This is a genomic window from Shewanella xiamenensis (assembly GCF_024971755.1).
GTDB lineage: Bacteria > Pseudomonadota > Gammaproteobacteria > Enterobacterales > Shewanellaceae > Shewanella > Shewanella xiamenensis.
The window spans coordinates 3,790,222-3,805,115 of the sequence record NZ_CP079718.1 but is presented as its reverse complement, the minus strand read 5'-3'; the positions used below and the strand labels follow the sequence as shown (position 1 = coordinate 3,805,115).

General features: G+C 44.9%; 13 protein-coding genes and 1 tRNA gene. 6 read left to right on the top strand and 8 right to left on the bottom strand.

Features of this window, described 5'->3' with window-relative positions; genetic code table 11:
* The first annotated feature begins 383 nt into the window (after positions 1-383).
* Entirely contained in the window at positions 384-2,504 is a 2,121-nt protein-coding gene (locus KXJ80_RS17880; protein ID WP_259474480.1) for a methyl-accepting chemotaxis protein, read from the top strand.
* A gap of 238 nt (positions 2,505-2,742) precedes the next feature.
* Here the strand turns inward: KXJ80_RS17880 and KXJ80_RS17875 are convergent.
* The 5 genes from KXJ80_RS17875 to rpsU form a co-directional block, all read right to left on the bottom strand.
* Positions 2,743-2,819: transfer RNA gene (locus KXJ80_RS17875), tRNA-Ile, on the bottom strand.
* 304 nt (positions 2,820-3,123) lie between these two features.
* Positions 3,124-4,974: an RNA polymerase sigma factor RpoD gene (gene rpoD / locus KXJ80_RS17870; RefSeq protein WP_088585920.1), complete on the bottom strand. Its 1,851-nt coding sequence runs from the start codon at positions 4,972-4,974 to the stop codon at positions 3,124-3,126.
* A 135-nt stretch (positions 4,975-5,109) separates the two neighbouring features.
* Positions 5,110-6,834 (bottom strand): DNA primase, encoded by a 1,725-nt coding sequence (gene dnaG, locus KXJ80_RS17865; protein ID WP_037431044.1) that lies wholly within the window; start codon positions 6,832-6,834, stop codon positions 5,110-5,112.
* Positions 6,835-6,917: 83 nt separating this feature from the next.
* Positions 6,918-7,361, bottom strand: coding sequence for a GatB/YqeY domain-containing protein (locus KXJ80_RS17860; protein WP_037415447.1), 444 nt, complete (start codon positions 7,359-7,361; stop codon positions 6,918-6,920).
* Between the two features lie 6 nt (positions 7,362-7,367).
* Positions 7,368-7,583 (bottom strand): 30S ribosomal protein S21, encoded by a 216-nt coding sequence (gene rpsU / locus KXJ80_RS17855; protein ID WP_006080725.1) that lies wholly within the window; start codon positions 7,581-7,583, stop codon positions 7,368-7,370.
* A gap of 214 nt (positions 7,584-7,797) precedes the next feature.
* On the opposite strand from rpsU, the gene tsaD reads away from it, so the two are divergent.
* Positions 7,798-8,814 carry a tRNA (adenosine(37)-N6)-threonylcarbamoyltransferase complex transferase subunit TsaD gene (gene tsaD, locus KXJ80_RS17850; RefSeq protein WP_259474479.1) on the top strand — a complete coding sequence of 339 codons (1,017 nt, stop codon included), beginning with the start codon at positions 7,798-7,800 and terminating at the stop codon, positions 8,812-8,814.
* Positions 8,815-8,890: 76 nt separating this feature from the next.
* On the opposite strand, the gene plsY is transcribed toward tsaD, so the two are convergent.
* Positions 8,891-9,502 carry a glycerol-3-phosphate 1-O-acyltransferase PlsY gene (gene plsY / locus KXJ80_RS17845; protein WP_037415454.1) on the bottom strand — a complete coding sequence of 204 codons (612 nt, stop codon included), beginning with the start codon at positions 9,500-9,502 and terminating at the stop codon, positions 8,891-8,893.
* Between the two features lie 261 nt (positions 9,503-9,763).
* On the opposite strand from plsY, the gene folB reads away from it, so the two are divergent.
* The 4 genes from folB to KXJ80_RS17825 all read left to right on the top strand — a co-directional run bounded on the left by folB (position 9,764) and on the right by KXJ80_RS17825 (position 12,409).
* Positions 9,764-10,114, top strand: coding sequence for a dihydroneopterin aldolase (gene folB, locus KXJ80_RS17840; protein ID WP_047537782.1), 351 nt, complete (start codon positions 9,764-9,766; stop codon positions 10,112-10,114).
* A 48-nt stretch (positions 10,115-10,162) separates the two neighbouring features.
* Positions 10,163-10,666, top strand: coding sequence for a 2-amino-4-hydroxy-6-hydroxymethyldihydropteridine diphosphokinase (folK, locus tag KXJ80_RS17835; RefSeq protein ID WP_037415460.1), 504 nt, complete (start codon positions 10,163-10,165; stop codon positions 10,664-10,666).
* An 18-nt stretch (positions 10,667-10,684) separates the two neighbouring features.
* Complete coding sequence (locus tag KXJ80_RS17830) at positions 10,685-11,485, top strand: undecaprenyl-diphosphate phosphatase (protein ID WP_037415463.1); 801 nt, start codon at positions 10,685-10,687, stop codon at positions 11,483-11,485.
* Positions 11,486-11,569: 84 nt separating this feature from the next.
* Entirely contained in the window at positions 11,570-12,409 is an 840-nt protein-coding gene (locus KXJ80_RS17825; protein WP_218738154.1) for a putative RNA methyltransferase, read from the top strand.
* A gap of 610 nt (positions 12,410-13,019) precedes the next feature.
* On the opposite strand, the gene KXJ80_RS17820 is transcribed toward KXJ80_RS17825, so the two are convergent.
* Positions 13,020-13,286, bottom strand: a complete 267-nt coding sequence (locus KXJ80_RS17820) for an Lpp/OprI family alanine-zipper lipoprotein (protein WP_007650000.1) — start codon at positions 13,284-13,286, stop codon at positions 13,020-13,022.
* Positions 13,287-13,521: 235 nt separating this feature from the next.
* Positions 13,522-14,772 (bottom strand): multifunctional CCA addition/repair protein, encoded by a 1,251-nt coding sequence (locus KXJ80_RS17815; RefSeq protein WP_172589435.1) that lies wholly within the window; start codon positions 14,770-14,772, stop codon positions 13,522-13,524.
* Between the last annotated feature and the right edge of the window lie 122 nt (positions 14,773-14,894).

Genomic DNA, 14,894 nt, shown 5'->3' with positions numbered 1-14,894 from the left:
TAAGGCCAAGAGTATAAGGCGATAGCCTGCGCAAACCAATGCCACAACGCCAAAGAATAGACTTTGTTACAAATGAAATGGGTGTTTTTAATCTGGAATTAATTTTTGTAAAAAAGTGTGGCTCGCTAATCTTTGTGGTTTGTGAGTTTGGTCATATTTGCGTTCATCGATTTGGGATAAATATCAAATTGCCACCTATTGGGATAAAGGTCGCAATTGGCCCTAAATCTGTCGGTGAAAAGTTTTACTTATAGTTAACAATTCACTATCTTAAAGACTGGTAATCCCGACGCAGAGTGCTATTTTTTAAATTAGTCAGCAAAAATAAAAATGAACTAGATCAAAATAATTAGGCTCTTGACCTTATATTTGGAGTTTACTCGATGAAGCATTTGTCCATCAGTACTAAGTTGTTGTGGATCACTTCCGCCTTATTTCTCTCAATAGTGGCTATTCTCTCCATCAGTCTATGGTGGACCCTCTCGGATCAAAATGCTGAACTTTCCTATCAGGTTCAAGAAACATTGCAAATGGAGACCCACGATAAGCTTGAAGCGCGAGCGGGTGAATATGGCGAAATGGTCGCAGGTTTTATCAACGAAGCTTACCGGATCCCTTATTCCTTTTCAGGCATACTTGAAAGCACGTCAGAAGAATTGCCACTCAAGCGTGATCGTTTAGAACTCGCTGTGGCTGCGGTGTTAAAGAAAAATACGCAAATCTCGTCAATGTATGCCCAGTTCGAAGCTAATGGGTATGATGGACTCGACAGTGAATTTTTAAATGTTAATGTCAGCCATAGTGTTGCTTCATCTGGGGCATTGGAGGTGTATTACACTCGCAATGATGATGGTACAGTTGAACATAACCAAGTTGATGATTCATCAGAAAAATATAAAACAACTCTCAACGAATTTGGTATACGAGATGCTGAATGGTTTTTATGTGCAAAGGAGACCTTAAAGCCTTGTTTAATGGAACCTTATCTCTACGAAATCACCCCTGGCAATACAGCGTTAATGACGTCGTTAACGGTTCCTGTACTTAAGCATAAACAATTTATTGGTGTGGTTGGGGTGGATCTCAACCTACCAGTATTCCAAGTGTTAATTGATAAACTGTCTAAAAGCCTTTATGACGGCCAAGCTAAAGTGACTTTGCTCAGTACCCGTGGTTTAGTGGTTGCCGCAAGCCACTACAGTAAAAAGGCGCGTCCATTAGCCGAGTCTATTGACCCCAAATTGGCAACACAAATTGTTGGATTGCATAAAAATGGCGGTTACATGGCAAATGACGATGAAATTATCGTCGCCTATCCGATTAATATTCCCCTTGCCAACGCAGAGTGGTCACTTGCGATTCAAGTCCCTAAATCAATGGCACTCAAGAGTTCGATTCAACTAAATGAAAAAATGGACGAAATGGCAACATCACTTGGCAGCATCTTATTGATTGTTGGCCTAGCGGTTTCCATTCTAGCGGTTGTTACCATCAGCATAGTGATCCGCAGCGTGATTGCACCGCTCAAAGTCATTCAGGGACGCGTTGAAAATTTAGCCAGTGCCGATGGCGACTTAACACAATCGATTGAAGTCGATTCACACGCAGAACTTATCGCTCTGGGTAAAGGATTTAATTCCTTTATCAATAAACTCAAAGATTTAATCTCCGAGCTTAAAGCGTTGGCAGGGCGGACACAGGAGGAAAGTTTATCCTCTGCAAAAATTGCAGAATTAACCCGCGATAGCGTACATCGTCAATATGGTGAGATTGAGAGTGTTGTGACTGCGGTTAATGAAATGAGTGCTACAGCCCTTGAGGTTGCCAAAGCTTCTGAACAAACCGCTGCCGAAACGGAGGCTATGTCACGCAATGTGCGTCTCAGTGAAGAGAGTCTGACTAAAGCGATGGATTATGTGACTACTATGTCGCAAGAGTCTATGCAGGCTAAAGTCGCCGTCAGTAAAGTGGCTGAAAGTAGCACTAATATTAGCCGTATCCTCGAAGTGATTAGCTCCATTGCCGCGCAAACAAACTTACTCGCTTTAAATGCGGCTATTGAGGCTGCTCGCGCAGGTGAGCAAGGACGGGGTTTTGCGGTGGTTGCCGATGAAGTAAGGGCACTTGCCTCCAAAACCCAAAGCTCCACTGACGATATTAGCGTGCTGATTGATGCGCTCCAAAAAGAGGTTCTTAGTGCATCGGGGATTATTGATAAAGGTGCTGAGCGTGCACAAATGGCCGTTTCGCAAACGGAGCAAGCGCTTACCTCCCTTAATTCTATGGTTAGCCAGATTGAGGAGATTTCAGCGCAAGTGACCCATATTGCTGCGGCGGCAGAGGAGCAAAGTGCCGTTACTGAAGAGGTTAATCGAAATATTACTGGCATATCCGACTCAGCCTCTGAACTCGCTCGTCTTGCAGGCGAAGCACAGCAAAGCAGCGTCGTTCTCGCCGAGCTGGTGAAACAACAACATCAGCAATTAGGTAAGTTAAAAACCTAACCAGATGGTCAGCCTCCTGCTATTTAAGGTCTGACAGGTTTTCTAACCTTATCAAGGCGCTAACGTGGTTATCAGTTAGCGCCTTTGTTTTTGCTTTAATTGGGCCATTACCTAAAGGGGAAATCGAAATCGCGTTTGAGTTAGTTATCGGGAATGAGTCGCGTTGGTATGAGTGAGTGTCGACAGATTGCAGAAACAAAAAAGCCCATTATTAAATGGGCTTTTTTGTTGAATTTTGTGGTGGCCCCTCACGGACTTGAACCGTGGACCTAACGATTATGAGTCGTGTGCTCTAACCAACTGAGCTAAGGGGCCTACTAAAGGCAATCGTCATCACCTAAAGCGAGTGGCAGTATACTAAGCTTGTTTGCGCTTGTCACCCGTGTTTTTCGATGAAATTCACCGAATTGATTCAATTGGTTATCTGTTAATCAACAGTTGTTTCTGCAAAGGTTTTTTGCCGTGCGATTCATGGTGCAAGGTAATTTAACTCTCTGATTTTGAAAGGGGGTGAGCTGTATATTGTGCTGGTTTGTTACTCGTTAACTGAATGATGGCGAAAAAAAGCCCCGCAGTGCGGGGCTTAGGCTTAATATTTGACACTTATCTATTCGTCTATCTATTCGTCTAAGAAGGACTTTAAGATTTCTGAGCGTGAAGGGTGACGCAGTTTACGCAGCGCTTTTGCTTCAATTTGACGGATACGTTCACGGGTTACGTCAAATTGTTTGCCCACTTCTTCTAGCGTGTGGTCAGTGTTCATGTCGATACCAAAACGCATGCGCAGTACTTTGGCTTCACGGGCTGTTAGACCTGCTAATACCTCATGGGTAGCGCTCTTCAAGCTTTCGCTGGTGGCGCTGTCCAGAGGTAATTCGAGGGTGGTATCCTCGATAAAATCGCCTAAATGTGAATCTTCATCGTCACCGATTGGGGTTTCCATGGAGATCGGTTCTTTAGCGATTTTCAGTACCTTACGGATTTTGTCTTCCGGCATCATCATTCGCTCTGCCAATTCTTCAGGTGAGGGTTCGCGGCCCATTTCCTGTAGCATTTGGCGAGAGATACGGTTCAGCTTGTTGATGGTTTCGATCATGTGTACTGGAATACGGATCGTACGGGCTTGGTCCGCGATTGAGCGGGTGATTGCCTGACGGATCCACCAAGTCGCATAGGTCGAGAACTTGTAACCACGGCGATATTCAAATTTATCAACAGCCTTCATCAGACCGATGTTACCTTCTTGGATTAAGTCCAAGAATTGCAGACCGCGGTTGGTGTATTTCTTAGCGATAGAAATTACCAGACGTAAGTTTGCCTCAACCATTTCTTTCTTCGCACGACGAGCTTTAGCCTCACCGATTGACATGCGGCGGTTAATATCTTTAATCGCGGCAATAACTAAGCCTGTTTCTTCTTCGATGGCGGCCAGTTTGCTACGGCAGCGCTGCACGTCATCCTCAACCATTCTTAAGCCTTCGGCATAAGGTTTGTTTGAGTTTTTTTCTGCATTAAACCAATCGAGGTTGGTTTCGTTACCAGTGAAGAACTTAACAAAGTTTTTCTTTGGCATTTTGGCTTGTTCGACGCAAAGCTTCATCAGGAGACGCTCTTGCACGCGAACACGGTCCATCATCGAACGCATACTTTTCACTAAGCGGTCAAATTGCTTAGGTACTAGGCGGAACTCTTTAAAAATCTCACCGATCTCAAACAGTGCTTTGATCGATTCTGGATGTTCACGGCCTTTGGCTTCGATGATTTTGAGCGCGTTTTCGTAGGCGGTTCTTAACTGGCTAAAGCGTTCACGAGCCTCTTCAGGATCGGGACCTTTATTACCATCATCATCGCCGTCGGCATCACCGTCTTCGTCTTCCTCGTCTTCCTCATCATCTTCATCTTCAAGATCTTCTTCTGATAATTCAGAACCGATGTGAGTAGCGGTTGGGCCTAAGTCTTCTTCGTCAGGGTTAACAAATCCAGAGATAATATCAGACAGGCGCAGTTCATCGGCTTCATACTGGTCGTATTGCTCAAGGATCATGGCGATCGCTTGTGGGTATTCGGCTACTGAGCTTTGAACTGTGTTAATGCCTTCTTCGATGCGTTTGGCGATAACGATTTCGCCTTCACGGGTCAGCAGTTCAACGGTACCCATTTCGCGCATGTACATACGCACAGGATCCGTGGTGCGGCCAAGCTCACTTTCTACCGTGGCAAGGGCGGCGGCTGCTTCTTCTGCTGCATCTTCGTCTGTGTTGTCTTCCGACATCATCATGTCATCGGCATCGGGAGCCTCTTCGAATACCCGAATACCCATGTCATTTATCATCTGGATAATATCTTCGATCTGGTCAGAATCGACCATGTCTGCAGGTAAGTGATCGTTCACTTCTGCATAGGTTAAGTAACCTTGCTCTTTACCTTTGGCAAGCAACAGCTTGAGTTGCGACTGCGGAGTATGATCCATAGATATCATCCAAGTTGGGAAACTGTTACAACGACGGACAGTTAGCTCGTGCTAAGTGCCGCGCAAATCGTCAATTATAGCCATGTGCACTTACCTGTGCTAGTCACTGGGATACTGAATGAGAACATTTTTGCCTCAGTTTAGTCCTTTCATGACTGAGATCAGCTTCTGCAGCTGGATCTTTTCTTCCTTAGTATGGGTCTGTTTTAGACTCAATTCCTGATATCGTTGTTCAATATATTGATTGTTCAACCAAACCAGGGTCTGTTTAAACTTTTCGAGCAAGTTTTCTTCCGCCACTTGATGGTCCCATTGGGCTAATTTATGCAGCGTCCCGCTGTGGGGGCTGTCTCTGAATTGCTCAAGTAGTTGTGCGCTGTTTAACTTATGCTCTCGAGTTAACGCCAACAGCAATGGCAGCAAGTCGATGCCTGGCATTTGCAGATGGTTTAATGCTGGTTGCGGAGATAACCCCAGTCCCAGCTCGGGATGCTGTACTAACAAGGCGATGGCAAGTCGCAATGGTGTACCGCGTCCTTTGAGTCCCGTTGATGCTGTGGGCTTAGTTTGTTTGACACTAAAACCCAGTTTTTTCTTCATATCGTCTGAGCTGTTCATACCTAACTTGTGAGCTAAGCTCTCAAGTAGGAGGTTTTGCAGCACAGTGTCTTGAATTTTTTCAATTAGGCCAAAGGCTTGTTTGGCTAAATTACCTTTATCGGTACCGTATTTCGTCGTTAATGTATCAAACAAAAATTCGGGCAGGCTGATAGCACTGTCCATCAGTTGCTCGAATGCGTCTTTACCAATCTTGCGAACCATTGAATCTGGATCTTCAGATTGCGATAAAAACATAAAACGTACTTTATCCCCGGGTTTTAACAGGGGCAAGGCAGTTTCTAAGGCGCGCCAGGCGGCCTCATTACCGGCTCTATCGCCGTCGTAGCAGCAAATGACTTCTTTAGCACTACGCAGCAACAATTGAAATTGTTCAGCTGTCGTCGAGGTGCCAAGCGATGCAACCGCATAATCGACACCATATTGGGCTAGGGCAACGACGTCCATATAGCCTTCGACAATCAGTATTTTGTCTGGATCACGATGACGTTGCTTTAGCTCGTATAGGCCGTAGAGTTCATTGCCCTTATGAAATATGGGCGTTTCTGGCGAATTCAAGTACTTGGGTGTGCCATCTCCCAATACTCTGCCACCAAATCCAATCACACGACCGCGGCGGTCGCGAATGGGAAACATCAGGCGGTCACGGAATCTATCGTATCTTTTACCGCTGTCATTGCTGATCAGCATGCCAGCGGTCAGGAGTTTATCCTGTGCATCTTGACTGTGTCGGTAGCGGCTTAATAAGCCATCCCAACCGTCGGGTGCAAAACCAATCCCAAAATGCTCAACAATATCATCGGATAATCCGCGATAGGCGAGGTAGTCGATGACTTTTTGTTTGTCTTGGTGTTGTCTTAACTGGGTTTGAAAAAAGCGACTGGCTTCTTCCATTAATTGGTAGAGATCACGGCTTAGGCCATCGTCTTGGCGTTTACCCGTGCCTTGTTCCCTTGGGACTTCTAAGCCCAGTTGTCCGGCAAGATCTTCAATAGCATCGATAAAATCGAGTCTGTCGTACTCCATCACAAAATCGATGGCGTTGCCGTGGGCTCCGCAGCCAAAGCAATGATAAAACTGTTTATCGCGGCTAACGGTAAACGAAGGTGATTTTTCACTATGAAAAGGACAACAGGCCGAGTAGTTTTTACCCGCCTTTTTCAAGGGCACCTTGCGGTCGATAAGTTCGACGATGTCGGTGCGAGCGATTAGCTCATTGATAAAATCACGAGGTATTGCCATTGAGTGCTTAAAATCTCGCCTTGCGCGAATTTAAACAAACAAGCCGCGCATAGGCACGGCTTGTTCATACATTGAAACGCTAATTATTGCAATTTTGCACGGATCATAGCGCCGATAGCGCCCATGTCTGCACGTCCTTGAACTTTAGGTTTTAATGCTCCCATTACTTTGCCCATATCCGCCATGGAGGATGCGCCTATTTCAGCAATAGCAGCATCGATGAACGCGGCAATTTCCGCCTCAGAGAGGGGAGTGGGCAGGAAAGCTTCAATAACTTGAATCTCTTCTGCTTCTGCTGCGGCCAACTCGCTACGACCCGCTGCTTCATATTGAGCAATCGAATCGCGACGTTGTTTCACCATTTTGGTTAAGACAGCTATAACCTGCTCATCATTCAGAGTTTCGCGGGTATCCACTTCAATCTGTTTGATGGCTGCAAGTGCCATACGAATAGTGCTCAATCTCGCCTTCTCTTTGGCGATCATGGCCTGTTTCATATGGTCTTTTAGCTGATCAATTAGGCTCATAAGAGATTAGTATAAACGTACGCGACGTGCGTTTTCGCGAGAAAGCTTTTTAGCTAAACGTTTAACTGCAGCTGCTTTTGCGCGCTTACGAGCAGTAGTTGGCTTCTCGTAGAATTCACGAGCACGCACGTCGGCTAAAATACCAGCTTTTTCACAAGAGCGCTTGAAACGACGCAGAGCTACGTCGAATGGTTCGTTTTCACGTACTTTAATAATTGGCATACGCCATCACCCCTTAGGTGTAGGTTGTCTGGTTCAATGACTTGAACCAAGTGTATTTAAAATGGTGCGGAATTTTATACCGAGACCACTAGGCTTGTAAAGCCCTAATCATTCCTGCTTGGTTTTGGGGGGGGAATAACGTGATTGTCGGCTGGAGTAATTGTCATCATACAGGTAGAATTAGCGCCCTTTAAACGTTTTGATTTGAGGCACCATGCGGGTTCTAGGTATTGAGACATCCTGTGACGAGACAGGTATTGCCGTTTATGACGATAAGCAGGGGTTACTTTCCCATGCTTTATATAGTCAGGTTAAGTTGCATGCGGATTATGGTGGCGTGGTGCCTGAACTGGCCTCCCGCGACCATGTGCGCAAAATTGTCCCGCTGATCCGCCAAGCGTTGAAAAACGCCAATACCGACATTGCCGACATCGACGGTATCGCTTATACCAAAGGCCCTGGATTAATTGGGGCTTTATTAGTGGGCGCCTGTGTTGGTCGCTCGCTAGCCTTTGCATGGAACAAGCCCGCCATCGGTGTTCATCATATGGAAGGGCATTTACTGGCACCTATGCTTGAGGAAGATGCTCCGGAGTTTCCTTTTGTTGCACTGTTAGTGTCTGGCGGCCACTCTATGTTAGTGAAGGTTGATGGTATCGGCCTTTATCAAGTCTTAGGAGAGTCGGTGGATGACGCTGCCGGTGAAGCTTTCGATAAAACGGCCAAGTTGATGGGGCTGGATTATCCTGGGGGGCCTCGTTTAGCCAAACTTGCCGCCAAAGGCGAGCCTGCTGGTTATCAGTTCCCGCGTCCAATGACAGACAGACCTGGGCTTGATTTTAGTTTCTCTGGCCTTAAAACCTTTACCGCCAATACCATTGCCGCTGAACCTGATGATGAGCAAACCCGCGCCAACATCGCCCGAGCTTTTGAAGAAGCGGTTGTAGATACCTTAGCGATTAAATGTCGCCGCGCCTTAAAACAGACCGGTTATAACCGTTTAGTGATTGCTGGTGGCGTGAGTGCCAACACCCGCTTACGCGAAACCTTGGCTGAGATGATGACCTCTATTGGTGGTCGCGTTTATTATCCTCGTGGTGAATTTTGTACTGATAATGGCGCCATGATTGCCTTTGCTGGATTACAGCGTTTGAAGGCAGGGCAGCAGGAAGACTTAGCAGTAAAAGGTCAACCGCGATGGCCGCTCGATACCTTGCCGCCTGTTACTTGATATTCTGCGAGTTAATCTAAATAAAAACAGTGCATTAAGCACTGTTTTTATTTATGTATGATAATGCTCAAATGGCTTAGGGCGGAGGAGGACGCTTTTTACGTGATACCTTAGATTCTTCCCCTTTGAGAAGTCGCTGAATATTTTCTTTATGGCGAATGATTATCAGGGTCGAGAGCATCGCAACTGGAATGGTAAACCTATCGTCAAGCCACCAAGTATAAAGTGGTGCAAGCAATGCGGTAATAATGGCAGCAAGGGAAGAGTAGCGGCTAATCAAGACTAAGACGACCCAAGATGCCATCAAACAGATGGCCAAGTCATCACCAATTGGTGCCATGGCTCCAAACGCTGTTGCAACACCTTTGCCACCCTTAAAACCAAAAAAGATCGGATAGATATGGCCAAGACAGGCGGCGATTGCGATAAGGCCGAGGGAAATGGCGTCAATTCCCATTAAATAGGCAAGATACGTTGGTAGAGCACCCTTCAGCATGTCGAAAAATAACACCATGGCAGCCGAACTTGCGCCGCCAATGCGCAGCACATTGGTTGCTCCGGGGTTGCCCGATCCCTGCGTTCTTGGGTCGGGAAGGCCTCTTATCCTACACACTAGCACAGCACTTGAGACAGAACCGGCTAAATAGGCGGCCACAATCATCAAAAGTGTCAGTGTTAATTGACTCACATTGGTTTCCTTACACGTTTTAAGGTATTATCGCGCCACAATTTAACGGCCACTTGGCAAGCATTCAGTCATAAGCGATGGCGATTACGCAACTTATCAGGTTGCGATAGTTTCTGAACGAACAAATCCTTTTGGGCGTTATCCTACTTCGGATTGGCCCGAGTAGAAAGTAAATTAGTCGTTCAATTGAACGGTGGATTATACAGACTCTATGGCGTTTAGCTTATCAGACCTCATTGGTATGAGTGAGTAGGAATTAATATGGATAAAGTGCTTATTCGACAATTACGTATTGATACTGTGATTGGCGTCTATGAATGGGAAAAGAAAATTCACCAAAGCTTATTTTTAGATCTGGATATAGCTTGGGATAATAAGGCCGCAGCGGTAACAGACGATTATCAATACGCGCTCTGCTATGAGACGGTATCGAATCGCCTGACTCAGCTCATTACCGAAAAGCCCATTGAGTTGATTGAGACGGTTGCCGAGCGGGTTGCCCAGTGTTTGCTGACCGAGTTTAAGGTGAGTTGGGTAAAAGTGGTGGTGATGAAGCCAGGTGCTGTCCCTTCAGCCGCTTCTGTTGGGGTTGAGATTGAGCGCTCACGTTAATTGAATCTTTAGATTCGGGTTTTCGGTTTGGACGGTTCGGACATTCGTATGGCACGTATATACATTAGTTTAGGTAGTAATATAGAACCCACTCGCTACCTTAAGGCGGGCTTGCTGTCCTTACGGGAATACTTTGGCCCGCTGCAACTCTCCTCAATGTACGAGAGTGAAGCGGTTGGATTTAATGGTACCAACTTTTTAAACATGGTGGTCTGTGCACAAACGAGTCTGAATATTGCTGAGGTAGTTGCGCAGTTTAAGCAAATCGAGCAAAATCACGGCCGGTTGGTGGGGGCCAAAAAGTTTAGTCCAAGAACCTTAGATATTGACCTATTGCTTTACGATGATGTCGTTTGTCAGACCCCAGTGGTACTGCCCCGCGCCGAAATTGTCAGTAATGCTTTTGTGCTTTGGCCTTTAGCGGAAATCGCCCCCAATTTGATTCACCCATTGCAGCTAAAAACCTATGCCGCAATGTGGGATGAATATGATAAAACGTCACAAAAGCTTTGGCCGGTGGCCTTTGAATGGCCTTTTGGACTGACTTTTTAATTGATTGATAGGATTGTCATGGATACATTTCAGGTAATTATTTTAGCGTTAATTCAAGGATTAACAGAGTTCCTCCCCATTTCAAGTTCGGCGCACCTTATCCTACCTGCACAGCTTTTAGGCTGGGAAGATCAAGGGTTATCCTTCGATGTTGCCGTGAATACAGGTTCATTGTTTGCCGTAGTGATTTATTTTAGGCATGAACTTTGGGCTATGTTTAAGGCGTGGATTGCCAGCATGGTTAAAGGTCAGCATTCTGACGATAGCAAACTGGCATGGTGGATTATTCTTGCTACTTTACCTGCGGTATTTTTTGGTTTTATGGCCAAAGACTTTATCGAAACCCATTTACGCAATGCCGGCGTTATTGCTGTGACAACAGTGGTCTTTGGTTTGCTGCTTTGGTGGGCGGATAAGATGTCACGCCGTGATTTGACGGTTTATCAAACGGGGTGGCGCAAGGCATTATTAATTGGTTTTGCTCAGGCGCTGGCGTTAATCCCGGGGACATCTCGCTCAGGTGCGACGATGACCGCCGCGCTGATGTTAGGTCTTAGCCGCGATGCTGCTGCGCGTTTCTCGTTCTTGATGTCTGTACCTGTCAGCTTAGGCGCGGCTATTTTAGTGGGTAAAGATTTGGCTGAAAGCCCGCTTCCCATTGACTATCAAGCGCTTACACTAGGCACTGTGATTTCTTTCGCTGCGGCTTATCTGTGTATACATTATTTCTTGAAAATCATTAGCCGCATGGGTATGACGCCTTTCGTTATTTATCGTCTTGCCCTTGGTGCTGTGTTGTGTGGATTTATCTTCTTATAATGCACTCGCTCTTTTGCCAAAAAATCGGGTCAAGTACCCGATTTTTGTGTTTTTAGGCATGAATTTTCGTATTTGGAGTTGTTTATGAGCCTTCAATATCAATGTCCTACATGTAGTTTGTCACTGATGCAACATCAGGCGTCCCAAGGTTTTTATTGTGCCAATAAGCACCACTTTGATAAGAATGAAGCTGGATATTGGGTGTTCACCAAGCCTGCTCGTCAAAAGCCGACGGGGGATAGTCGTCAACAGGTCAGAGCTAAACGTTTCTTACTCGAGTCGGGGATTTTTACGCCTTTAATCGACAAAATGGGTGAGATGATTGCTGCGCATTTACAGGCTGATGATTGTTTGTTGGACTACGAGTGTGCTGAGGGCTTTTATTTACGTGCGTTATCTTCGTTGCTGTCAAGGCTGACAAATGGGATGAACGTCCACTACAGTGGCGTTTCGGATGCAGAAAATACTATTTTTGCTGCAGCTAAAGCGCAAACGCCAGCATCGCTCTATCTCAGTACATCCAAAGCGTTACCCTTTGCAGATAATTGCTTCGATTTTATTACTGTTGTCGATAAGCCGTTGAAGGGAAAAGAATGCGTCCGCGTGCTTAAAGAGCAAGGGCTTATGTTGCAGGTGATCCCAGGTGCTCGGCATTTATGGCAACTCAAGACACTCATTTATCCAGAACTCATTGAAAAATCAGTCCAAATAAATTTACCTACTGGGTTAATCGTAAAAGAGCAGCAGCGAGTGCAATTTAGTTTATCGATAACAGGTGAACAAGTTTTGGTATTGCTTGATATGACACCTTATGCGTGGCGTGCATCGGATAAAGTCAAACATCTTATTAGGACTCAAGTATTCAATAATCTAGAAATTGACTTTATTTTAGTCTTAGCACAAAAGTCTTTAATCAGATCTTAACTCGCTAAAATAAATAATCGTATTGGGTGTTTTTTAACCTATTCATAAGCTTAGGTATTCTATTTCTTGATGCTTCTGTAGGGTGAATAATGCAAGTGCATGATAATAATCGAGCTTTTATGTTGCTTTCATGTTAACCCAAGACTGCATGCCTTGAAGTTTGTATTTATTCAGCCGTCGTTCATTACAGATATAACCTTTTAACTGCTTTTGTCTCGCAAATTGCTTGAGTTTGCGCTGTTGTACTTTCATTAAAATACCCGTTAAGAGATTTAATAAAAATAACGTTTTTAGTGAGAACAGGGGAGAGGATTATGAAAAGTGAAAAATCGATTTTACGATGGATATACCAGTTTAAGAATGATTAATACTGGAAAGTCGTTTTCTTTCGATAAGAGTTTATCTTGATGTCAAGCTGAGAGTTTGGTTTGTGAAGCTAATAAGCATTAGCTAAATTTCAGTTATTCAACACAGCTTGGCTTATTACGGAATTAGCTTGTGAAAGCTGACAATCAACCATAAAAAAAGGCTTGGATCGATGTGCTATTCGCTTTCATCTCTCTCAAGCCTTTGATCTTAACCTGATGAATTACAGGTTAATTACCTATCATTACTTCTTGTAACGAGAAGCAACGTTGTCTAGACGGTCGTTAGCGCGTTTAGCTTCTGCTTGTGCGTCCATAGCTGCTGCTTTAGCATCTTTAACGTCTGCAGACAGTTTGCTTTGCTCTGATTTCAGAGAGCCAACATCAGCTGACAATTGATCAACTTTGTTGCCCAGAGTTGCAACGCTTTCTTCCAGAGCAGTAGTGTTTGCACAACCACCTAGTAGGGCAGTCATTGCTAAACCAGCAATCATCAGTACTTTTTTGTTCATTGTAAAAAATCCCTTAAAATAGGTTGGATTTGAATGTTTCGTCACTTGGTAATCGAAACTGCCTAATTATGACATAGCTATTTTAATTTGCTACGAATATTAATGCGTTTAACCACTATAGACATATAAATTTTTTTTTAAAAGCGTTTTTTCCCGGTTATATCGTCATTTCTCATCGAAAAATGGTGTCCCATTTACTAGAAAGTGTTTATGTGTTTACAAAAAAATTACAATTTTATGGCGTCAGTTTGGCTTGTTGGTGTGGCCAGTTGAGTTTCACTTGCTCGACGTTATCAATCCGCCTCAAATTGAGCGCTTGTTTTATCTGTCCTCCCTGAAATCCTGCTGCGATGATGGCTTTTATATCCACATTATTAGCGGCTAAAAAACACGCATTAAGGTAGTCACTTTGCGGGTAGGCTTGATGCTCGAAGCCTGTGCGTCCTCGCATATCGGCGATACAAGCCAATAAGAGTTGATTTAGTCGTTCTGGTTTACGCCAAAAATCGGCTTTATCGAAGACTTTAACAATTGTCTCGGCTCTTAATTCAAATGCTTGGTGCACGTTTTGGTGCTGATCACTAACCAATAGAGCGAGGTCGCGATACTCGTTAGGGACTCGTAACCGTTCACACAGTTTTTTAATGACGGGTAATCCTTTTTGTCCATGGCCATGGTGTTTAGGCCAGTGTTCTTTGGGGCTTAATGCCTTACCCAGATCGTGCACTAAGGCTGCAAAGCGTACCGCTTTGTCTTGAGTCAGTAATGTTGCCTGTGTTAACACCATCAGAGTGTGCAGACCTGTATCTATCTCAGGGTGCCACTTTTCCGGTTGTGGGATGCCAAAAAGTGCATCAATTTCGGGGAATAGGATTTTCAATGCACCGCATTGACGCAGCACTTGGAAAAAAATCTCTGGATTGGGGCCGCCGAGACTTTTATCGACTTCTTGCCAAACGCGCTCAGGCGTAAGCGCCGTTAACTCCTCGGTTTGGCTCATATGCTGCATCAAGGACATGGTTTCTGTGGCAATCTTGAAACCTAAACTATGAAAACGTGCAGCAAAGCGTGCCACTCGTAACACCCTTAAAGGATCTTCTGCAAAGGCTGTTGACACATGCCGCAGTTGCCGTGCCTGTATGTCCGCGACACCATTATAGGGATCATACAAATTGCCTTCTTCATCTTGGGCAATCGCGTTAATGGTGAGATCGCGTCTTAGCAAATCTTGCTCTAGGGTAACATCGGGACTGGCATAACAGCTAAAACCACCATAACCCAAACCCACTTTACGCTCCGTACGCGCTAACGCATATTCTTGCTGGGTTTTAGGGTGTAAAAAGACCGGGAAGTCTTTACCCACTTGTCGATAGCCCAATTGCTGCATTTGCTCAGGAGTGGCGCCGACAACCATATAATCTTTATCTTTTATTGGAAGGTTTAGCAGGCTGTCTCGTACAGCGCCGCCAACTAAGTAAATTTTCACAGGATTATTCTAGCGAGTGTGCCATAGGCATAGCTTATCATGATGATGCCATTGCAAGGCGAACTAGAGTGTAGATATTTATTAGAATGTCACATCCATGTTGCTGATGCTTTGACAATATC